Below are 20981 nucleotides of genomic sequence, written 5' to 3'. Positions count from 1 at the left end.
CCGATGATGACACAGACAACCCGCCCCAACACCACTGCCACGCGGCCGATCCGCAGCGTGCTCATCGCCAACCGCGGTGAGATCGCCTGCCGGGTCATCGATACGTTGCGCCGCATGGGAATCCGCAGCATCGCGGTCTACTCCGATGCCGACGCCGACGCGCGCCACGTCCGGGAGGCCGACGTCGCCGTGCGGATCGGTCCTGCCGCGGCCACCCAGAGCTATCTCGACATCGACGCGGTGGTGCGTGCGGCCACCGAGACCGGCGCCGACGCGGTCCATCCCGGCTACGGATTCCTCTCGGAGAACCAGAAGTTCGCGGCCGCACTCGCCGACGCCGGGATCGTCTTCGTCGGACCACCGGCCGAGGCAATCGCGACGATGGGCGACAAGATCACCGCCCGCGCCGCGGTCACCGAACGCGACGTGCCGGTGGTGCCGGGTCTGTCCCGCCCCGGTCTCGCCGACGAGGACCTCATCTCCGCGGCGCCCGACATCGGGTTCCCGGTGCTGATCAAGCCGAGCGCCGGCGGTGGAGGCAAGGGCATGCATCGGGTGGAGGATGCCGCAGACCTGCCCGCCGCCCTGCAACGCGCCCGCCGCGAGGCCGGGTCCGCGTTCGGCGACGACGCGCTGTTCCTCGAGCACTTCGTGGACACCCCGCGCCACATCGAGGTGCAGATCCTCGCCGACGAACACGGCAACGTCATCCACCTCGGCGAACGTGAATGCTCGCTGCAGCGCCGGCATCAGAAGGTCATCGAGGAGGCGCCGTCGGCGCTGCTCGACGAGGCCACCCGCGCCCGGATCGGACAGGCCGCCTGCGACGCCGCCCGCAGCGTCGGCTACACCGGCGCCGGCACGGTCGAGTTCATCGTGTCCGCGCACCGCCCCGACGAGTTCTTCTTCATGGAGATGAACACCCGCCTGCAGGTCGAACATCCGGTGACCGAGCTCGTCACGGGAATCGATCTGGTGGAGCAGCAGATCCGGGTCGCCCGCGGCGAGGTGCTCGGCCTGGCCCAGGACGATATCGTGCTGACCGGCCACGCCATCGAGGCCCGTGTCTACGCCGAGGATCCGGCAAACGGGTTCCTGCCGACCGGCGGCACGATCACCCATCTCGTACACCCCGACAGCTCTGCGGCGGGCGCTGGGAGCGAAGCGAGCGGGCCCAATGCGTTCCGCGGAGTGCGCGTCGACTCGGCGATGGCCGAGGGGCTCGTGGTGGGCAGCGACTACGACCCGATGCTGGCGAAGGTCATCGCCCACGGACACGACCGGGACGAGGCCCTCGAACGCCTCGATCAGGCGCTCGCGCACACCCGGGTCCTCGGCGTGACGACCAACGTCGATTTCTGCCGCTTCGTGCTGGCGCAGCAGGCGGTGCGTGACGCCGACCTCGACACCGCCCTTCTCGATCGGCTCGTCGTCGACTATGCGGTGGCGGAACCGGTGCCCGAGGCTCTCGCGCTCGTGGGGGTGGCGCGTATCGGCCCCCGCGTCCGCGGCGACGTGTGGCAGGCCGCGGTGGGCTGGCGGATCGGCGAGGTCGAACCCGTGGTGACCCGGTTGACCTGGGGTCCACACCATTTCACCGTGTCCACCCTGGTGGAGTCCGCGACCGAGGAGATGTTGACCGGGCACGCCACCGTGATCTACGAGGACGCCGACCGTGAGCCGTGGGAGGCGTCGGTCACCTACCGGCGCACACAACGGGCCGGGGACCAGACGCGGCGGCTCATCGTCAACGGGGTCAGTCAGTCGTGGTCGAAAGCCGAGGTCGACGGGTCGTGGTGGGTCGCCGGCCCACACGGCACATGGGTGCTCGACGTCGCCCGGCCGCTGCTGGAAGAGGCCGCCGACGAGCACGCCGGTGACATCCTGTCCCCGATGCCCGGCACCGTCGTCGCTGTCCTCGCCTCGGCCGGGAACACCGTGACCGCGGGCAGCCCGATCGTCGTCGTTGAGGCGATGAAGATGGAACACACACTGACCGCACCCATCGACGGTGTCGTGGCGATCGCGACCCGCGTCGGTGAGAAGGTCGCGGCCGGGCAGGCGCTCGCCCAGGTCGCTGCCGAACAGCAGACCGAATCCGAGAAGGAGGACTGATGGAACTCAGTCAGGAGTACACCGACCTCATCGCGTCCGTGCGTGACTTCGCCCAGCAGGTGGTCGCGCCGGTCGCGGCGAAACACGATGCCGAACACAGCTTCCCGTACGAGGTCGTCGCTCAGATGGGCAAGATGGGCCTGTTCGGGCTGCCCTTCTCCGAAGAGTACGGCGGCATGGGTGGCGACTACTTCGCGCTCGCGCTCGCGCTCGAGGAACTCGGCAAGGTGGACCAGTCGGTGGCCATCACGCTCGAGGCAGGTGTCGGTCTCGGCGCCATGCCCATCTACAAGTACGGCACCGAGGAACAGAAGCAGCGGTGGCTGCCCGACCTGACGGCGGGCCGCGCACTGGCCGGATTCGGTCTCACCGAGCCGGGCGCGGGTTCGGATGCAGGCGCGACGGCGACCACTGCGAAGGACGACGGCGATTCGTGGATCGTCAACGGCGCCAAGCAGTTCATCACCAACTCCGGCACCGACATCACCTCGCTGGTGACCGTCACGGCCGTCACCGGTACGAAGGAGAACGGCCGCAAGGAGATCTCCACGATCATCGTGCCGTCCGACACTCCCGGTTTCACCGCCGAACCCGCCTACAACAAGGTCGGCTGGAATGCCTCGGACACCCATCCGTTGACCTTCACCGACGCCCGGGTGCCGGCCGAGAACCTTCTCGGTGAGCGGGGACGCGGCTACGCGAACTTCTTGTCGATCCTCGACGAGGGGCGCATCGCGATCGCCGCGCTGGCCACCGGCGCCGCGCAGGGCTGTGTCGACGAGAGCGTCAAGTACGCCAAGGAGCGTCAGTCGTTCGGCAAACCGATCGGCGAATACCAGTCAGTGTCGTTCGCGATCGCCCGTATGGAGGCCCGCGCCCACGTCGCGCGCACCGCCTACTACGACGCGGCGGCCAAGATGCTGGCCGGCAAACCATTCAAGAAGGAGGCGTCGATCGCCAAGATGATCGCCAGCGAGGCGGCGATGGACAACGCGCGGATGGCGACGCAGATCCACGGCGGCTACGGCTTCATGAACGAGTATCCGGTCGCCCGCCACTACCGCGACTCCAAGATCCTCGAGATCGGCGAGGGCACCACCGAGGTCCAGCTGATGCTGATCGCGCGGGAACTGGGGTTCGCATGAGCGAGGCGATCCGGGTCGTGCAGCGCGGCCTGTGGTTCGAGGAGTTCGACGAGGGCACCGTCTACGAGCACCGCCCGGGCCGCACCGTCACCGAGGCCGACAACGTTCTGTTCACCACGCTCACCATGAACACCCAGGCGCTGCACCTCGACGCCGCCTGGTCGGCCCAACAACCCGGCTTCGGCGGACAACGTCTCATCAACTCGATGTTCACGCTGTCGACGATCGTCGGGCTGTCGGTCTCCCAGCTCACCCAGGGCACCCTGGTCGCCAACCTCGGGTTCAGTGAGGTCGCGTTCCCCGCACCGCTGTTCGCGGGCGACACGCTCTACGCCGAGACCGAGTGCACCGGCAAGCGTGAATCGAAGTCGCGACCGGGTGAAGGTGTGGTGAACTTGACCCACATCGGACGAAACCAGCACGGCGAGGTCGTCGCGCGGGCCGCGCGGGCCACGCTGGTGCGTAAAGACCCAGTGGGATAGTGATGCCTTCCAACCCCCAGAAACTCGCCAACGCGTGGACACCGCCCGGACCTGCACTGTTGTTCTGTCCGGCCGACCGGCCCGAGCGATATCAGAAGGCGCTCGACCGCGCCGACGTGGTGATCCTCGACCTCGAGGACGCGGTTTCCCCCGAGAACCGCGTAGCGGCCCGAGAGGCCCTCATCGCCCACCCGATTGATCCCGACCGCGCCATCGTGCGGATCAATCCGTCCGGCACCGGCGACTACCGGCGCGACCTGGCCGCCATCGCCGACACCAACTATCGCGTGGTGATGCAGGCCAAGGCCGAGGACCCCGACTCCATCATCGCGACCGCGTTGCAGACCATCGCGCTCATCGAGACACCGCTCGGCGCGACCCGAGCCCACGAGATCGCCTCCGCGGTCAACTGCATCGGACTGATGTGGGGCGCCGAGGACCTCGTCGCCGGCCTGGGCGGCAAGTCCAGCCGATTCGGCCCCGACGAGATCCGGCCCGGCGAGTACCGTGAGGTCGCCCGCTATGTGCGATCACTGACCCGGATCGCGGCCGCCGCGCACGACAAATTCGCAGTCGACTCGGTACACATCGACATCAACGACACCGCGGGGCTGATCGCCGAGGTGCGTGACGCGGTCGCAGTTGGCTACACCGCGACCGCGTGTATCCACCCGTCCCAGGTGCCCTACATCCGGGACGGATACCGACCATCGGAGGACGAAATCGACTGGGCGCGTAAGGTCGTCGAGGGATCCGAGGCTCACCATGGCAGCGTGTTCAGTCTCGAAGGCCAGATGATCGACGGCCCGGTGCTGCGTCAGGCGGAGGTGGTGCTCGCGAGAGCCGTTGCCGCCCTGGACGTTCCGGTGGGCGACAACGCGACGCCCGACCAGACCTGACCTGACCATTCGGCAACAACGACATGGAGAAACCGGAGTAAGACATGACCGAACTTGCCTATGCCGTCGGCGAGGACACCCCGGCACTGCTGAGTGAGACCATCGGCGCAACGCTGGCGCGGACCGTCGAGAACTACGGCGACAATGTGGCTCTCATCGACGCGGCCGCCGGACGACAGTGGACCTACACCGAGTTCCACCGGGATGTTCGTGCCCTGGCGGCCGGCCTGCTGCGGCTTGGAGTCACGACCGGTGACCGGGTCGGGCTGTGGGCACCCAACCGTTTCGAATGGGTGCTCACCCAGTATGCGACCGCCGAGATCGGTGCCATTCTGGTCAATCTCAACCCCGCATACCGGCAGAACGAGATCGAGTACGCACTCGGCCAGTCGGAGATCGGTTTCGTCTTCGCGGCCGAGCGCTTCAAGGACTCCGCCTACGCGTCGATGTTGGCCGAGGCCCGGCCGAACTGCCCCGACCTGCGTGAGGTCGTCCTGTTCGAGGCCCCCGAGTGGACCGCGCTGCTCGCCGACCCGACCGCCGACGAACTGGCCCGGGTGGCCGAGATCGGCGCGTCGTTGACCCCCGACGACCCGATCAACATTCAGTACACCTCCGGCACCACAGGATTCCCCAAGGGTGCCACCCTGACCCACCGCAACATCGCCAACAACGGCTACCTCGTCGGCGAGCTGATCAACTACACCGACGCCGACCGGATCTGTCTGCCGGTGCCGTTCTACCACTGCTTCGGCATGGTGATGGGCAATCTGGCGGCGACCAGTCACGGTGCGGCCATGGTCATCCCGGCCCCCGCATTCGATCCCGCGGCCACGCTGCGCGCGGTGTCGGAATACCGCTGCACCAGTCTCTACGGGGTACCGACGATGTTCATCGCCGAACTCGCCCTCCTCGACAGCCACGGAGACGCAAGCGATTACGATCTGTCGAGCCTGCGCACAGGGATCATGGCCGGATCGCCCTGTCCCGAACACACGATGCGGCAGGTCGTCGACCGGATGCACATGCGCGAGGTCTCCATCTGCTACGGCATGACCGAGACGTCGCCGGTGTCCACACAGACGCGTATCGACGATCCGTTGGAGCTGCGGGTCGGGACCGTCGGACGCGTGGGACCGCACCTCGAGATCAAGGTCGTCGATCCGGCGACCGGGGAGACGTTGCGTCGCGGTGAAACCGGCGAGTTCTGCACCCGCGGCTACTCGGTGATGAAGGGCTACTGGAACCAGCCGGAGAAGACCGCCGAGGCCATCGACACCGACGGGTGGATGCACACCGGTGACCTCGCCGTGATGGACGACAACGGGTATGTCCGCATCACCGGCCGGATCAAGGACATGGTGATCCGCGGCGGCGAGAACATCTACCCTCGCGAGATCGAGGAGTTCCTCTACACCCACCCCGACATCCTCGACGCCCAGGTGATCGGGGTGCCGGACGCGAAGTACGGGGAGGAGTTGATGGCGTGGGTGCGGCTGCGTGACGGGGTCAGCGATTTCACCGAGGACGACCTGCGGGAGTTCGCCACCGGCAAGATCGCCCGTCACAAGATCCCGCGTTATGTGCATGTCGTCAAGGACTTCCCGATGACCGTGACGGGTAAGGTCCGCAAGGTGCAGATGCGTGCCGAGTCCGTCGAGATCCTGGGCCTGTGAGCGGTTTTCACCAGTGACAACTGAAGAGGACCCAGCCGACACCCAGATGGCGTCGTTCACCGAGCTCGCCCGGAGCCGGTCGGGGCGCCCGCTCGCAGACTACGACGCGTTGTGGCGCTGGTCGGTCGACGAGCCCGCCGGATTTTGGCATGCGGTATGGGATTTCTACCGGCTCGACGACATCGCCGAGACCACCGACGGCCGCCCGATCGCCGGAGACGCCGACATCCTCGCCGACTCCACCATGCCGGGCGCGAAGTGGTTTCCGCGGGTACGCCTCAACTATGTGTCGGCGATCCTGCGTCACGCGCAGCGCCCCGGCGCGGCGATCGTGGGGATCGACGAGACCGGTGACCGCACCGAGATCGCCTGGTCGGACCTGCCCGCACTGGTGGCGGGATTCGCCAGGACCCTGACCGGGCTCGGTGTCGGCCAGGGTGACGTCGTCGCCGCATATCTGCCCGACATCCCGGAGGCGGTGATCGCCTTCCTCGGCACCGCCCATGTGGGCGCGATCTGGTCGGGCTGCGGACAGGACTACGCCCCCGAGGGTGCCGCCGGGCGGCTCGCTCAACTGTCGCCGAAGGTGCTGGTGAGCGCGCAGGGCTACCACTACAACGGCAAATCGGTCGACAAGTCCGCCGACAGCGGCGAACTGGCCCTCCTGCTGCCAGAGCTGGTGGCGCACGTCGTGGTCGGCGAGAAGACCGACACGGCTGCCGACGGAACGTCGGGGGTGCGGCGGATTGCCTACCCCGATGCGGTCGCAGCGGCAGGCCCACCGATCGAGCCGGCGTCGGTGGCCTTCGACCACCCGCTGTGGGTGTTGTTCAGCTCGGGCACCACCGGTAGGCCCAAGGGGATCGTGCACGGTCACGGCGGGGTCGTCGTCGAACATCTCAAGGCGGCCGGGCTCCACGGCGATCTGGGTCCCGACGACGTGTTCTTCTGGCAGACCGCGCTGAGCTGGATGATGTGGAACTTCCAGGTCGCCGGATTGCTCTGCGGCGCACGGATCGTCTGTTACAGCGGCTCACCTCTGTACCCCGACGCCGACCGGCTGTGGCAGATCGTCGAATCCGAGGGCGTCACCTACTTCGGCACCAGCCCGGGTCAGCTGCAGGCCTCCCGCAAGGCGAATCTCGCGCCCGGTACCGACCACGACCTTTCGGCGCTGCGCACCCTGGGCAGTACCGGCTCCACCCTGGCCGCGGACCTGTTCACCTGGGTCGACGACAACGTGAAATCGGGGCTGCCGATTTCGTCGATCAGCGGCGGCACCGACGTCGTCACCGCCTTCGCCGGCGGTTCGACCGGGGTGCCGGTGGTGGCCGGCGAACTGTCGGTGCGCTATCTCGGGGTCGCCCTGGAGAGCTGGGCGCCCGACCGCACCCCGCTGGTCGGCGAGGTGGGGGAAATGGTCATCACGGAACCGATGCCGTCGATGCCGGTTTCGTTCTGGAACGACGCCGACGGCGCCCGGTATCGGGCCGCCTACTTCGATCATGAATGGCAGAACCCGCCGCCGCGGCCGGTGTGGCGGCACGGGGATTGGGTCACGGTCACCGACCGCGGCTCGTTGATCATTCACGGACGCAGCGATGCCACCCTCAACCGGCACGGTATCCGGATGGGATCGGCCGACATCTATGAGGTCGTCGAAGGTATCGACGAGATCGCCGAGGCCTTCGTGCTCGGTGTCGACGGGCCCGGCGGCGCCTACTGGATGCCTCTGTTCGTCACGCTGGTCCCGGGGGCGAGGCTCGATGACGAGCTGCGCACCCGTGTCGCCGCTGAAGTGCGTTGGAGGCTGTCGCCACGGCACGTGCCCGACGAGATCATCGAGGCGCCCGGCATCCCGCACACGCGTACCGGCAAGAAGCTGGAGGTTCCCGTCACCGGCATCCTCGCAGGGCGGGCCGAGGTCAACGTCGACCCCAAGTCCGTCGACGACTATGACCTGATCGCGTGGTACGCGCAGCAGGGGACGGCTCATCGCTGGTAACTGTGGAGGTTGGACCCCACGAGCCCGCACCGAGAATTCCGGCAGGGAACCTGTAGCGTTGGGCGCGGCTACATGCGCTCATGTGGGGGCGAGACGACTGAGCAGGAGATCCGATGACTTACCAACCGGGATCCGGGCAGCAGGGCTACGGCCAGTACGGCGGTTACCCGCAGTCCGGCCAGCAGGAGTCCGGCGGCTACGGCCAGCAGGGCTATGGCCAACAGGGATATGGCCAGCAGGGCCAACAGGGCTACGGTCAGCCGGGCCAACAGGGCTACGGTCAGCCGGGCCAACAGAGCTACGGTCAGCCGGGATACGGCCAGCAGAGCTATGGACAGCCGAGTGGTCAGCAAGGCTATGGACAGCCGAGTGGCCAGCAGGGCTACGGCCAGCCGAGTGGCCAGCAGGGTTATGGCCAGGCGAGCGGTCAACAGGGTTATGGCCAGCTGTACCCGCAGGGCTACGGTCAGCAATATCCGCAGGGCTACGGACAGTACGGCTACACGGCCCCCAAGCCGGCGAGCCAGGGGTTGCCGGCCAACATCGGTGACATGCTGGCGATCGGCGTCACCCTGGTCGCGGCCACCGACGTGATCGTGAGCTTCTGGAACCTCGGGAGCTTCCTGCTGTCGATGGCGTTCGTGGCGGTGCTGGCGCTGCTGACACTGGCCCGGTTCGTCGAGTCGAAGGTGTCGGTGCCGGTGATCGCGGCCGCCGCGGTCTCGACCGCGATTCTCGACCTGTACGCGGTCATCCACACCGCCGCCCAGAGTTCGCGTTTCATCTCCAACGCGGGCATCGACTACGCCCAGCTGACCCTGGCGCTGATCGTCGCGGCTCTCTCGGTGTTCTGGCTGTTCGTCGCCGCGGAGAAGGTCAAGGTGGCGCCGGGCGCCGAAGCCGCGACGGCAAGCGCCGCGACCGCGACCGCCGCCGCACCGACCCAGGTGCAGCCGCAGGCTCCGGCCGCGGCGCCCGACACCCAGGTGACGTCGTCGGCCTACGGTGATGCCCAGGCCGCGAGCGGGGCGCAGACGCAGTCGCCGTCCACCTCCTACCTGGACAAGTACGGCAGCACCTACGGCAGCGCGAGTTCGACCGGCAGTGCGAGTTCGACCGCGTCGTCGCCGTACAGCGCCTACGGATCGTCGTCCTCGTCGCCGTCGGCGGCCGGCTACACGCCGACGGCGGGGACGACCGACAGCTCCTCCTCGGCCGGCTACACCGCCGAGAACACCGGATCGTCGGCCGAGAAGAGTCACGACGCCACCACGGCGTTCAAGAAGTCGGAGCCGCCGACCGGGCAGTGACGCCCGCGACCGCAGGTCACCGCGAACGCCCCGCCGAGTCGTCGGCGGGGCGTTCGCGTCGGAGGGGACCGGCGCAGCATGCGGCGTCCCTGCGACGCATGTCGCTTTCTGAGGTTGGCGCGGCGCGTCTGCCGGGTGTGACGGTTGTGGCGTGTCAGGCTCGTAGCGATGTCCTCGCCAACTGCCGACAACCTCGCGTCGCGCCTGCGTCAGGTGCGGCGACTCAGCCGTGCCCAACGCTCGATGGTCGACGGCTCCGCGCGGGCGCTGGTCGTCGTCGCGTTCGCGGTTCCGATGATCACGCTCGTGGTGTCGGTGCTCGTCGTGTTGTCCGTGCTGCTCCTCGCGGGCAGCGGGATCGCAGGGGTCGGGCCCGCAACCGGCGCCGTGTGGCTGGCCATCCATCAGGTCCCGGTCACCATCAGCGGTGTCACGATCGGGGTGCTCCCGCTCCTGCCGACCCTGATCATCGGCGCCGCCTCCGCCCGCATGGCCGCGTCCGCGGCCGCATCGAAACGCTCGGGCGCCGAGTTGATCGCGGTCTTCTGCTCCGCGATCGGCGGGCCGATGCTCATCACCGCGCTCTCGTTGGCGGTGATCATGGACGGATCGTCGGTGCTGCCGATCCAGAGCCCACTGCCGCTGACCGCATTCGCCTACACCCTCGGCATCCACGGCGGCGCCGCGGCGCTCGGAATCCTGTGGAGTCGACGCCGTGACTGCTATGAACGTTTCGGCGTCCCACGATCGGTGCGTCGCGGGGTCCGCGGCGGCGCCATCGCCGTGGTCGCGCTGCTCACCTGCGGTGCCGTGGTCGTCGTGGTCCGGATCGTGCAACGCTGGGACGTCATCGGTGAGCTGATCGCAGGCGGTCACGACTTCGACGGTTACCTCGGGCTGACCGGACTGTCGGTGTTGTATCTGCCGAATCTCGTGGTCGGTGCCGCCGGCATCCTCATCGGTACCGACGTCCACATCGGTACGGCCTCCGTGGACCTCCTCGACGTCCAGGCCGGTCCGCTCCCACCGCTGCCGATCCTCGGCCTGTTGCCGGAGTCGGGCCTGGGTACGTGGGGCGTCATCGGCTTCGGTATCCCGTTGGCGATCGCGGTGGTGGTGGCCGTGCGTTGCCGCGACCTCGATCCGCTGGCGAACGTCCGATCGGTCGCCGTCGCGGGTGCGGTCGCCGCCTCGACGATGGTGCTGCTCGCCACCATGGCCGGCGGCGCACTCGGTGAATTCGGCGACGCCCGCATCACCGTCCCGACCCTCGGGGTCTTCACGCTCGGCTGGATCGTCGTCGTGGGACTGGTCGTGGCACTCGTCTACGGCGTCCTGCCGTCGACGCGGGCGGCCCGTCGGTTCGGCGTCGACGAGTTCGACGACGACCTCGACGAGTACGGCTATGCAGACGACTACCTCACCGACGAGTACGACGACCGCGACGACGAGTACGACTACGGCGACGCCGACTGGGAAACCGACGAGATCGAGGAACCGGCCGGCGACGAGCCGGACGGCGTCGGAGTCTCCGATCCGATCGAGGCGGGCGGTCCGGCCGATCTCGACCTCGATGAGGTCGAATACTCCTCGGATCACCACTGAGCACCGGGCTCTTCGCGGGGCGACCCGACGACCCGGACACCGAAGCCGCCCACTAGGCTCGTCGTTGTGAACGCAGCCCCACCACGCCCTCCCGCGTCGGGGCAGCGCGTACCCATCGTCGTGATGGCGTCGGGCACCGGCTCTTTGATGGAAGCCCTGCTCGAACGCGCCGATCGGGACGCCCCGTTCCGGGTCGTGGCCGTCGTCACCGACCGCGACTGCCGCGCTGCCGACATCGCGCGCGAATGGTCGATTCCCGTACTGCGGTGCCGGGTGTCCGATCACACCGATCGTGCGGCCTGGGACGCCGACCTCACCGACGGGGTCGCCGCCTTCGAACCGCAATGGGTCGTGACGGCCGGTTTCATGAAGATCCTCGGGCCGCTGTTCCTCAGTCGCTTCGGCGGGCGGATCGTCAACTCGCATCCGGCCCTGCTGCCGTCGTTCCCCGGTGCGCACGGGGTGGCCGACGCGCTCGCGCACGGCGTCAAGGTCACCGGCACCACGGTGCACCTCGTCGACGACGGAGTCGACACCGGCCCCATCCTGGCGCAGCGCGCCGTCGAGGTCCGGGCCGACGACACCGAAGCGTCGCTCCATGAACGAATCAAGTCGGTCGAGCGGGTACTGCTCGCCGACGTGGTGACGGATGTCGTCACCAAAGGTGTAGTGATCGACGGACGAAAGGCCTCCATCCCGTGAACGCACAGAGTCCCTCCGGCAACTCCCGCAGACCGATCCGCCGTGCGTTGGTCAGCGTGTACGACAAGGCCGGGCTCGCGGAACTGGCGACGGCGCTGAACGCCGCCGGGGTGGAGATCGTCTCCACCGGCTCCACCGCGAAAACCATTGCGGACACCGGTGTGCCGGTGGTCGAGGTGTCCACGCTGACCGGCTTCCCCGAATGTCTCGACGGACGTGTCAAGACGCTGCACCCGAAGGTGCACGCGGGCATCCTCGCCGACAGCCGCAAGCAGAGCCACGTCGATCAGCTCGCCGAACTCGGTGTCGCGGCTTTCGATCTCGTCATCGTCAACCTGTATCCGTTCACCGCGACCGTCGCGTCGGGTGCGTCGCCGGACGAGTGCATCGAGCAGATCGACATCGGCGGCCCATCGATGGTGCGCGGCGCCGCCAAGAACCATCCCAGTGTCGCCGTGGTGGTCGATCCGTCCGACTACGAGGCCGTCGCCACCGCCGCGGCCTCGGGCGGTTTCACCCTCGCGCAGCGGCAGCAGTTCGCCGCCAAGGCCTTCCGGCACACCGCCGACTACGACGTAGCCGTCGCCTCGTGGATGTCGAGCGTCGTCGCACCCGCCGCGGCCGCGGAGGACGAGCAGGCCGAGCCGTCGGTGTTCCCGGAGTGGGTCGGCGGCACCTGGACGCGGTCGTCGGTCCTGCGCTATGGCGAGAACCCGCATCAGGCCGCGGCTCTCTACCTCTCCAACGACAATCCGGTCGGGCTGGCCTCTGCCGAACAGCTGCACGGCAAGGAGATGAGCTACAACAACTACACCGATTCCGACGCCGCCTGGCGCAGCGCGCACGACTTCGATGTGCCCGCGGTGGCGATCATCAAGCACGCCAACCCGTGCGGTATCGCGGTCGGCGCCGACATCGGTGAAGCCCACCGCAAGGCGCACGCCTGCGACCCGGTCAGCGCCTACGGTGGTGTCATCGCGGCCAACCGTGAGATCACCGTCGAGATGGCCGAGCAGGTCGCCGAGATCTTCACCGAGGTCATCATCGCGCCGGGATTTGCCGACGGCGCGCTGTCGGTCCTGATGCGCAAGAAGAACATCCGCATTCTGCGTGCGGTTCCGCCGCACCCTGGCGGGATCGAGATGCGTCCTGTCTCGGGCGGCATCCTGCTGCAGCAGCGCGACATCCTCGACGCCGACGGCGACGATCCGGCGAACTGGACGCTGGCGGCCGGGGCCCCGGCCGATCCCGACATGCTCGCCGACCTCGAATTCGCATGGCGCGCTTGCCGGTCGGTCAAGTCCAATGCCATCCTGCTGGCCAGTGGCGGTGCGTCGGTCGGCGTCGGCATGGGGCAGGTCAACCGCGTCGACTCGGCGCACCTGGCGGTCAACCGCGCCGGTGACCGCGCGGCCGGCAGTGTCGCCGCCTCCGACGCGTTCTTCCCTTTCCCGGACGGGCTGCAGGTGCTCATCGACGGTGGCGTCCGCGCGGTGGTGCAGCCGGGCGGGTCGATCCGCGACAACGAGGTGATCGAAGCGGCCTCGGAAGCCGGTGTGACCCTGTACCTCACGGGTGCCCGACATTTCGCGCACTGAGTCGCCGCGCCGGTGAGCGCGGCGGAACTCGCCTTCCTGGTCGCCGCGGGGTTCGGTGCCGGACTGATCGGTTACATCACCGGGCTGGCGTCGGTGGTGAGCTACCCGGCGCTGCTCGCGGTGGGCCTCAACCCGATTGCCGCGAACGTCACCAACACGGTGTCGTTGGTGGCGGTCGGCATCGGCAGCACCGCACAGTCCGGCCGGGTGCTGCTCGACGGTGATCGGCGCCGGCTGATCAGTGGCGCGGTCGCCTCCCTCGTCGGCGGGACGATCGGCGCGGTGACGCTGCTCATCACCCCGCCGGGGGCCTTCGAGGCCATCGTGCCGTTCCTGGTTGCTCTGGCGGCGGTGTCGTTGCTGTGTCAGCCGGTGCTGCGTCGGTGGGCCACGAGCCACTCCGACCGCCCGTGGGCGTGGCTGGTCGGGCTCACCCTGATCTCGGTATACGGCGGCTACTTCGGCGCGGGCGCCGGCATCATGGTGCTCGCGCTGATGCTGGTACTCACCAGTGAACCGCTGTGGCGCGCGGCGCTGTCGAAGTCGGTGTTCCTGGGGATCGCCAACACCGTCGCCGCCGTCGGCTTCATGATCTTCGGTCCGGTGCACTGGACGGCCGCTCTCGCGATGGCCATCGGCTGCCTCGCCGGTGGGTGGTGCGGTCCGCCCGTCGTGAAACGCCTTCCGGCAGAGCCGTTGCGCATCGTCGTCGGGATCGGCGGACTCGCCCTCGCCGTCTGGCTCGCCGTCGGCTGACCCCGCCCTCGCCGACGGCACCCGGTTTCTCGCCGACGGCACCCGAAATCTCGTCGACGGCACCCGAAATGCCGCCGACGGCACCCGGAATGCCGCCGAGAGCACCCGGAATGCCGCCGAGAGCACCCGAAATCTCGCCGAGAGCATGAGGGGCGCGGAAGCACGAGCGGCTCGCCATTGGTCAAGTCAAATATGGGCTTCGGGTTTTCCTGCTGTGCTTGTCATTCGACCATTCAATTCATCCTCCACGACCGGGTGAAAGCGATACCCTGAACCTCGAGACCTCCGAAGCTCACTGACTACGACGATCCCATCGTCCGCGCCTGTCCTCGTTCGACCACCCACGAAATGGCCAGTATCGCTGATGGATCAGTCGACCGAACGCATAACATATCCGCACGAGAGCGGCGCCGACGTGGCAACGCTGCCCGAGGCCTTTCAGGAAACGATCCGTATTCGGCCATCCGCAGTGGCGTTGCGGACCGTCGGCGGCATTCAGGAGATCACCTGGGCGGAGTACGGCCGACGGGTTCATAGCATCGCACAAGGGTTGGCCGCGTTGGGGATCGGTCACGGCGACACGGTCGGCATCATGCTGACCAACCGTCCCGAGTTCCATCTGGTCGACACCGCCGTGCTACATCTCGGCGCGACCCCGTTCTCCATCTACAACACCAGTTCGCCCGAGCAGATCGAATACCTCTTCAAGGATGCCGCGAACACGGTAGTGATCACCGAGCAGGTGTTCCTGCCGGCCATCCGCGCCGCCGACACCGCAGTGAGCACCACGATCGTCGTGGACGGTGCGGCCGGCGACGCCATGACGCTGGCCGATCTCGAGCAGGCACCGGCGCCCGAGGGCTTCGACTTCGAGGCGTCGTGGCGCGCCGTGCAACCCGACGATCTCGCAATCCTGATCTACACCTCGGGCACCACCGGCCCGCCCAAGGGAGTCGAGATCAGCCACCGCAACGTGGTCGCGTGCGGCCTCGCGTCGCGACCGATCATAAAGCCCACCTTCGACGACCGGGTCATCTCCTATCTGCCTGCGGCACATATTGCCGAGCGTGTCTTCTCCCACCTGATCAACATGGTGTTCGGCACTCAGGTGACAACGGTGCCGGACCCGAGGGAGGTTGCAGCGGCCCTGCCGGAGGTACGGCCGACCATCTTCTTCGGGGTCCCGCGGGTGTGGCAGAAGATTCGAGCGGGCATCGAGGCGAGACTCGCCGAGGAGACCAGTCCGGTGAAGCAGAAACTGGCCACGTGGGCGCTGGGCGCGGGCGCGGCTTCGGCCGCCGCGTACGTTGACGGACGTCAGCAGGGTCCGATTGGCAGGATTCAGCACGCCCTGGCGGACAGGCTGATCCTGCAGAAGGTCCGCGCGGCACTGGGCATGGACGATCTTCGTTCCGCGATCTCAGGCGCGTCTGCTATTCCGCCTACCGTGTTGCAGTTCTTCCTCGGTCTCGGCATCCCGGTGCTGGAGGGATGGGGGATGTCGGAGACGACTTGCGTCGGAACCATGAACACCGCCGAGGATTTCAGGCTCGGCTCAGTGGGTAAGCCACTCACCGGTGTGGAAGTGAAGGTGGCTGACGACGGCGAGTTGTTGATCCGAGGTGCGGTGGTGATGCGTGGTTATCGCAATATGCCCGAGAAGACCGCGGAGACGATCGATGCCGACGGGTGGCTGGCCACCGGCGACATCGCGACGATCGACGCCGATGGATTCGTGACGATCGTGGACCGTAAGAAGGAACTGATCATCAGCGAGGCGGGTAAGAACATGTCGCCCACCAACATCGAGAACACGATGAAGGCGGCGTCCTCGCTGATCGGCCAGGTCGCCGCCATCGGCGACGACAAGCCATACATCTCGGCGCTGGTGGTGCTCGACCCGGACGCGGCGGCGGCGCGGGCGAAGATGCTCGACATGCCCGATGCCGATGTCGCCACACTGTCCACGCATCCGTCCGTCGTGGAAGAGGTGACCGCGGCCATCCGGAACGGAAACGGCAGACTGTCGAGGGTTGAACAGATCAAACGGTTCACCATCCTGCCCGTGGCCTGGGACCTGGGTGGCGAAGAGCTGACGCCGACGATGAAGCTGCGCCGCAAGCCCATTTCCGCGAAGTACGCCGACGAGATCGCCGCGCTGTACGACGACACTCCCGGCGACAGGGTCGTTGACCTCCGGTAATCGGGCGCCGGGCCGTCGGGCAGGAGACCGCTGACGGAACCCGAGAGTTCGTCGACGGCATCGGTCGTCGGAAGTCGTCGCGTGACGGCATGGTTCTGGCGGCGAGAATTCGGGTGCTGTCGGCAACATTCTGGGTGCCGTCGGCGACATTCTGGGTGCCGTCGGCGAGATCCCGGGTGCCGTCGGCGAGATTCGGGGTGCTGTCGGCGAATTGTTGGGTTCTGTCGGCAGATTTGGTGCGTCGGTCGGATCCTTATTCAACCAAGGGGTTGACAACGTGACGATGCGGGCGCAGGCTTGTATTCAACCAAATGGTTGAGGAGGTTCGGTGGCAGACGAGTTGTCGAAGGTGTTCGCCGCCTTGGCGGACCCCACCCGGCGTGACATGGTTGCGCGTCTGGCGGCGTCCGACGCGACGGTCAGTCAGCTCGCCGAGCCCTACGACGTGAGCATCCAGGCGGTGTCCAAGCACCTCAAGGTGCTCGAGGACGCCGGCCTGGTGACCCGAAGCCGGGAGGCGCAAACCCGCCCGGTCCACCTGGAAGCGGAGGTGTTCGACCTCATGACCAAGTGGATCGAGCGGTACCGCCGGCAGGCGGAGGAGCGGTACCAGCGCCTCGACGCCCTGCTGGCAGAAATGAACGAAGGTCCCGCGGCGCAGCGCCACACGGACGAGAAACCACCGAGGAAAGGAAAGGCGTCATGAGCGCAGTACAGACCCGCTACCCCGAGGCCGTGATCGAGGCCGATCGGGAAGTTCCCATCATCCGCATCACCCGCGACTTCCGGGCCACACCCGCCCAGTTGATGAAGGCGCACACCGACCCCGAACTGTTCGTCCGGTGGGTGGGACCCGACTCGATCAGCAGTCGCATCGTCGACTGGGATGCCCGCGACGGCGGCAGCTGGCGCTACGTCTCGTCGCGGGGTGACGAGGAGTTCGGGTTCCGCGGGTGCTTCCACACCGTCTCCGACGAGAAGATCGTGCAGACCTTCACCTTCGAGGGCATGCCCGACCACGTCGCGCTGGAAACCCTGTGGTTCACCGACCTCGGCGACGGCATGACCCGGTTGCATGCCCAGTCGCTGTGTGACAGCTTCGCCGACCGCGATGGCTGGCTCGCCTCCGGGATGGAAACGGGCGTCAACGAGGGCTACGCCAAGCTCGACGGCCTGCTCTCGTCGGGAGAGGTGTGAGGCGTGGCCGCATCAATCATCGGTCTGTCGCCGGCGGACCGGCATCGCGCGGTCGCGGCCGGCTTCACCGAACAGGTTGGCGCGGTGACCAATTGGGACGCCCCGTCGCCGGTCGACGGGTGGGTGGCGCGCGACGTCGTCGCCCACCTCGTCGAGTGGTTCCCGGGCTTCCTGGCCGGCGGGGGAGTGCAACTGCCACAGGGGCCTTCGGTGGCCGATGATCCGTCGGCCGCGTGGGCGAGCCAGGTGGCGGCTGTGCAGGCGTTGCTCGACGGCCCGTCCGCCGACGACCTGTTCGCGCACCCGATGGCCGGTGAACATCGCCTCGCCGACGCCGTCGACCGCTTCTACACCGCAGACGTCTTCATGCACACCTGGGACCTCGCGACCGCCGCAGGCCGCCCGGCCGACCTCGACGAGGAGTTCGCTCAACAACTCCTCGACGGCATGATCGGGATCGAGGACCTGCTGCGGTCGTCAGGGCAGTACGGTCCGCCGGTGGCGGTCCCCGCCGACGCGGACCCGGTCACCCGGCTCATCGGGTTCATCGGGCGCGACCCGTACTCGCACGTCGCGTCCTGAGCGCTGCCCCGATCCGCGCGGGCCGTTCTCGCCGAGGAATTTCCCGACGTGCGGCCCACGGGAGGCGGAGTACCGTGGAGAAGGTGCCAGAGGAGAACTTCACCAGCCCTACCTCCCAGACCACCGAAACCCGCCACCCGTCCGCCCGTACCCTGGGTGAACTGCGTGCCAGCGGCCATGTCCAGCGCAGCGTGCGCGACGAGATCCGCAACAACCTGTTGACCGCCCTGCGGGAGGGCCGGGACCCGTGGCCGGGCATCGTCGGTTTCGAGGCCACCGTCATCCCACAGCTCGAACGGGCGCTGATCGCCGGCCACGACGTGGTGATGCTCGGCGAACGCGGACAGGGCAAGACGCGCATCCTGCGGACCCTGGTCGGCCTGCTCGACGAGTGGACACCGATCATTGCCGGGGCGGAACTCGGCGAACATCCGTACGAGCCCATCACGCCCGCGTCGATCCGCAAGGCGGCCAACCTGCTCGACGACCTGCCGATCGAGTGGCGCCACCGCAGCGCGCGCTACAGCGAGAAGCTCGCCACCCCCGACACCTCGGTGGCCGACCTCGTCGGTGACATCGACCCGATGAAGGTGGCCGAGGGTCGCAGCCTCGGCGACCCGGAAACCATCCACTTCGGCCTCATCCCGCGGGCCCATCGCGGCATCGTCGCCATCAACGAGCTGCCCGACCTCGCCGAACGCATCCAGGTGTCGATGCTCAACGTGATGGAGGAGCGCGACATCCAGGTCCGTGGCTACACGTTGCGGCTACCGCTCGATGTGCTCGTGATGGCAAGTGCCAATCCCGAGGACTACACCAACCGCGGCCGGATCATCACCCCGCTCAAGGACCGCTTCGGAGCCGAGATCCGCACGCACTACCCGTTGGAACTCGACGACGAGATCGCCGTGATCGAGCAGGAGGCCGATCTCACCGCGACGGTGCCGACGTTCATCACCGAGATCCTGGCGCGGTTCACCCGCTACGCCCGTGACCATCCGTCCATCGACCAGCGGTCGGGTGTGTCGGCGCGGTTCTCCATCGCCGGGGCGGAGACGGTCGCGGCGGCCGCACTGCACCGGGCGACGGTGGCCGGCGAGGAGGTGCCGGTGGCGCGGGTCGTCGACCTCGAATCGGTCGTTGAGGTGCTGCGCGGCAAGATCGAGTTCGAGTCGGGTGAAGAGGGCCGCGAACTCGAGATCCTCGAGCACCTGATGCGGAAGTCGGTGGCCGACACCGTCCGTGCCCACCTCGGCGGTATCGACATGGCGCCGCTCGTGACAGCCCTGGAGAACGGTGAGCCGGTGGTCACCGGCGACCGGGTGCCCGCCGCGGACCTGCTCGACTCGATCCCCTCGCCCGACATCACCGCCGAGGTCCTCGACGAGATCGCCGAACGCCTCGACGCCGAGATCGACGGCGAACGAGCCAGCGCCGTCGAACTCGCGCTCGAGGGCCTGTTCCTGGCACGGCGGATCGGCAAGGAGGCCGATGAAACCGGGCAGACGATCTATGGCTGAGCTCAACCAACCGACCTAAGGGGCACAAGCTATGGCCCGCAGAACATTTCACCGTGCTCAATACCAGCGCTACACCGGTGGGCCGGATCCGCTTGCGCCCCCGGTGGACCTGCGGGAGGCGTTGCGCGAAATCGGCGACGACGTGATGGCCGGCACGTCGCCGCAGCGTGCGTTGCGGGAGTTCCTGCGTCGGGGCTCGCAGGACACGCGCGGGCTCGACCGGCTGCGCGAGCAGGTCAACCGGCGTCGTCAGGAGCTGCTCAAGAAGCGCAACCTCGACGGTACGTTCGCCGAGATCCGCGAACTGCTCGACCATGCGCTCCTCGAGGAGCGCAAGCAACTCGCCCGGGACCTCGACGACGATGCGCGCTTCGCCGAGATGCAGATCGGTAGTCTGCCACCGTCGACAGCGCAGGCCGTTGAGGAACTCGCCGACTATGATTGGCGCAGCCCGCAGGCCCGGGAGGACTACGACAAGATCAAGGACCTGCTCGGGCGCGAACTGCTCGATCAGCGTTTCGCCGGGATGAAAGAGGCCCTCGAAGGGGCGAACGACCAAGATCGACAACGCGTCTCGGAGATGCTGTCGGATCTCAACGAGTTGCTCGACGCGCATAACCGGGGCGAGGACACCACCGAACAGTTCAACGACTTCATGGAGAAACACGGTGACTTCTTCCCGGAGAACCCCCGCAACACCGAAGAACTCATCGACTCGCTGGCCCAGCGGGCCGCGGCCGCGCAGCAGTTCTACAACTCGCTGACGCCCGAACAACGAGCCGAACTCGATCAGCTCGCGCAGCAGGCCTTCGGTTCTCCTGAGCTGATGAGTCAACTCGCACAGATGGATTCGGCGTTACGGCAGGCGCGTCCGGGTCTGGACTGGGACAATGCCCAGTCGTTTCAGGGGGATCAGCCGATGGGACTCGGCGAAGGTGCCGCGGCGTTGCGCGACATCTCCGAACTCGAGGCCCTCAGTGAGCAACTCTCCCAACAGTATGCGGGTGCGCAGCTCGACGACATCGACATCGACGCGCTGGCACGGCAACTGGGTGACGAGGCGGCCGTCGACGCACGACGACTCGCCGAGTTGGAGAAGGCGTTGTCGGAGCAAGGCTTCTTCGACCGCACTTCCGACGGGCAGCTGCGGCTGAGCCCGAAAGCGATGCGGCAGCTGGGGCAGACC

16 protein-coding genes and 1 pseudogene are annotated in these 20981 nt (G+C 67.7%); all 17 read left to right on the top strand.

Translation table 11 applies throughout. From position 1 onward, the window contains the following. Positions 1-3: 3 nt before the first annotated feature. Positions 4-2115 (top strand): acetyl/propionyl/methylcrotonyl-CoA carboxylase subunit alpha, encoded by a 2112-nt coding sequence (locus GORHZ_RS06830; protein WP_006331471.1) that lies wholly within the window; start codon positions 4-6, stop codon positions 2113-2115. Beyond that, the gene (locus GORHZ_RS06825; RefSeq protein WP_006331470.1) at positions 2115-3260 is read left to right on the top strand and encodes an acyl-CoA dehydrogenase family protein; all 1146 of its coding nucleotides are present in this window, start codon (positions 2115-2117) and stop codon (positions 3258-3260) included. The genes GORHZ_RS06830 and GORHZ_RS06825 overlap by 1 nt, the downstream gene beginning before the upstream one ends. Next, positions 3257-3742: a MaoC family dehydratase gene (locus GORHZ_RS06820; protein WP_006331469.1), complete on the top strand. Its 486-nt coding sequence runs from the start codon at positions 3257-3259 to the stop codon at positions 3740-3742. Before GORHZ_RS06825 ends, GORHZ_RS06820 begins: the two co-directional genes overlap by 4 nt. 2 nt (positions 3743-3744) lie before the next feature. Continuing rightward, positions 3745-4641: an HpcH/HpaI aldolase/citrate lyase family protein gene (locus tag GORHZ_RS06815; protein WP_051998784.1), complete on the top strand. Its 897-nt coding sequence runs from the start codon at positions 3745-3747 to the stop codon at positions 4639-4641. A gap of 44 nt (positions 4642-4685) precedes the next feature. Beyond that, positions 4686-6317: an AMP-binding protein gene (locus GORHZ_RS06810; protein ID WP_006331467.1), complete on the top strand. Its 1632-nt coding sequence runs from the start codon at positions 4686-4688 to the stop codon at positions 6315-6317. Between the two features lie 46 nt (positions 6318-6363). Beyond that, complete coding sequence (locus GORHZ_RS06805; RefSeq protein WP_051998783.1) at positions 6364-8322, top strand: acetoacetate--CoA ligase; 1959 nt, start codon at positions 6364-6366, stop codon at positions 8320-8322. Positions 8323-8435: 113 nt separating this feature from the next. Beyond that, the gene (locus GORHZ_RS31305) at positions 8436-9632 is read left to right on the top strand and encodes a hypothetical protein (protein WP_006331465.1); all 1197 of its coding nucleotides are present in this window, start codon (positions 8436-8438) and stop codon (positions 9630-9632) included. Positions 9633-9800: 168 nt separating this feature from the next. Then, a complete protein-coding gene (locus GORHZ_RS06795; protein WP_006331464.1) occupies positions 9801-11237 on the top strand; it encodes a cell division protein PerM in 1437 nt (478 codons plus the stop codon). Positions 11238-11360: 123 nt separating this feature from the next. Next, entirely contained in the window at positions 11361-11939 is a 579-nt protein-coding gene (gene purN / locus GORHZ_RS06790; RefSeq protein WP_006331463.1) for a phosphoribosylglycinamide formyltransferase, read from the top strand. Further along, the gene (gene purH, locus GORHZ_RS06785) at positions 11936-13537 is read left to right on the top strand and encodes a bifunctional phosphoribosylaminoimidazolecarboxamide formyltransferase/IMP cyclohydrolase (protein WP_006331462.1); all 1602 of its coding nucleotides are present in this window, start codon (positions 11936-11938) and stop codon (positions 13535-13537) included. The genes purN and purH overlap by 4 nt, the downstream gene beginning before the upstream one ends. Positions 13538-13549: 12 nt before the next feature. Then, the gene (locus GORHZ_RS06780) at positions 13550-14293 is read left to right on the top strand and encodes a sulfite exporter TauE/SafE family protein (RefSeq protein WP_006331461.1); all 744 of its coding nucleotides are present in this window, start codon (positions 13550-13552) and stop codon (positions 14291-14293) included. Positions 14294-14657: 364 nt separating this feature from the next. Beyond that, positions 14658-16496 (top strand): AMP-dependent synthetase/ligase, encoded by a 1839-nt coding sequence (locus GORHZ_RS06775; protein WP_040530500.1) that lies wholly within the window; start codon positions 14658-14660, stop codon positions 16494-16496. Between the two features lie 328 nt (positions 16497-16824). Further along, a complete protein-coding gene (locus GORHZ_RS06770; protein ID WP_006331459.1) occupies positions 16825-17202 on the top strand; it encodes an ArsR/SmtB family transcription factor in 378 nt (125 codons plus the stop codon). Next, the gene (locus GORHZ_RS06765) at positions 17199-17693 is read left to right on the top strand and encodes an SRPBCC family protein (RefSeq protein WP_006331458.1); all 495 of its coding nucleotides are present in this window, start codon (positions 17199-17201) and stop codon (positions 17691-17693) included. Before GORHZ_RS06770 ends, GORHZ_RS06765 begins: the two co-directional genes overlap by 4 nt. A gap of 3 nt (positions 17694-17696) precedes the next feature. Next, on the top strand, positions 17697-18275 hold the full coding sequence (locus GORHZ_RS06760) for a maleylpyruvate isomerase family mycothiol-dependent enzyme (protein WP_006331457.1): 579 nt from the start codon (positions 17697-17699) through the stop codon (positions 18273-18275). Between the two features lie 74 nt (positions 18276-18349). After that, the gene (locus GORHZ_RS06755) at positions 18350-19795 is read left to right on the top strand and encodes a sigma 54-interacting transcriptional regulator (RefSeq protein ID WP_006331456.1); all 1446 of its coding nucleotides are present in this window, start codon (positions 18350-18352) and stop codon (positions 19793-19795) included. Between the two features lie 31 nt (positions 19796-19826). After that, positions 19827-20981: pseudogene (locus GORHZ_RS06750) on the top strand (hypothetical protein); the annotation flags it as partial.

Source organism: Gordonia rhizosphera NBRC 16068, from assembly GCF_000298195.1.
GTDB classification, from domain to species: domain Bacteria; phylum Actinomycetota; class Actinomycetes; order Mycobacteriales; family Mycobacteriaceae; genus Gordonia; species Gordonia rhizosphera.
The sequence above is the reverse complement of the archived record's forward strand: the minus strand, read 5'-3'. Positions and strand labels throughout refer to the sequence as shown.

Bases quoted from the DNA above. Each gene is read 5' to 3' on its own strand.
- GORHZ_RS06830 (WP_006331471.1), top strand. From the start codon at position 4: ATGATGACACAGACAACCCGCCCCAACACCACTGCCACGCGGCCGATC.
- GORHZ_RS06825 (WP_006331470.1), top strand. From the start codon at position 2,115: ATGGAACTCAGTCAGGAGTACACCGACCTCATCGCGTCCGTGCGTGAC.
- GORHZ_RS06820 (WP_006331469.1), top strand. From the start codon at position 3,257: ATGAGCGAGGCGATCCGGGTCGTGCAGCGCGGCCTGTGGTTCGAGGAG.
- GORHZ_RS06815 (WP_051998784.1), top strand. From the start codon at position 3,745: ATGCCTTCCAACCCCCAGAAACTCGCCAACGCGTGGACACCGCCCGGA.
- GORHZ_RS06810 (WP_006331467.1), top strand. From the start codon at position 4,686: ATGACCGAACTTGCCTATGCCGTCGGCGAGGACACCCCGGCACTGCTG.
- GORHZ_RS06805 (WP_051998783.1), top strand. From the start codon at position 6,364: ATGGCGTCGTTCACCGAGCTCGCCCGGAGCCGGTCGGGGCGCCCGCTC.
- GORHZ_RS31305 (WP_006331465.1), top strand. From the start codon at position 8,436: ATGACTTACCAACCGGGATCCGGGCAGCAGGGCTACGGCCAGTACGGC.
- GORHZ_RS06795 (WP_006331464.1), top strand. From the start codon at position 9,801: ATGTCCTCGCCAACTGCCGACAACCTCGCGTCGCGCCTGCGTCAGGTG.
- purN (WP_006331463.1), top strand. From the start codon at position 11,361: ATGGCGTCGGGCACCGGCTCTTTGATGGAAGCCCTGCTCGAACGCGCC.
- GORHZ_RS06775 (WP_040530500.1), top strand. From the start codon at position 14,658: ATGGATCAGTCGACCGAACGCATAACATATCCGCACGAGAGCGGCGCC.
- GORHZ_RS06765 (WP_006331458.1), top strand. From the start codon at position 17,199: ATGAGCGCAGTACAGACCCGCTACCCCGAGGCCGTGATCGAGGCCGAT.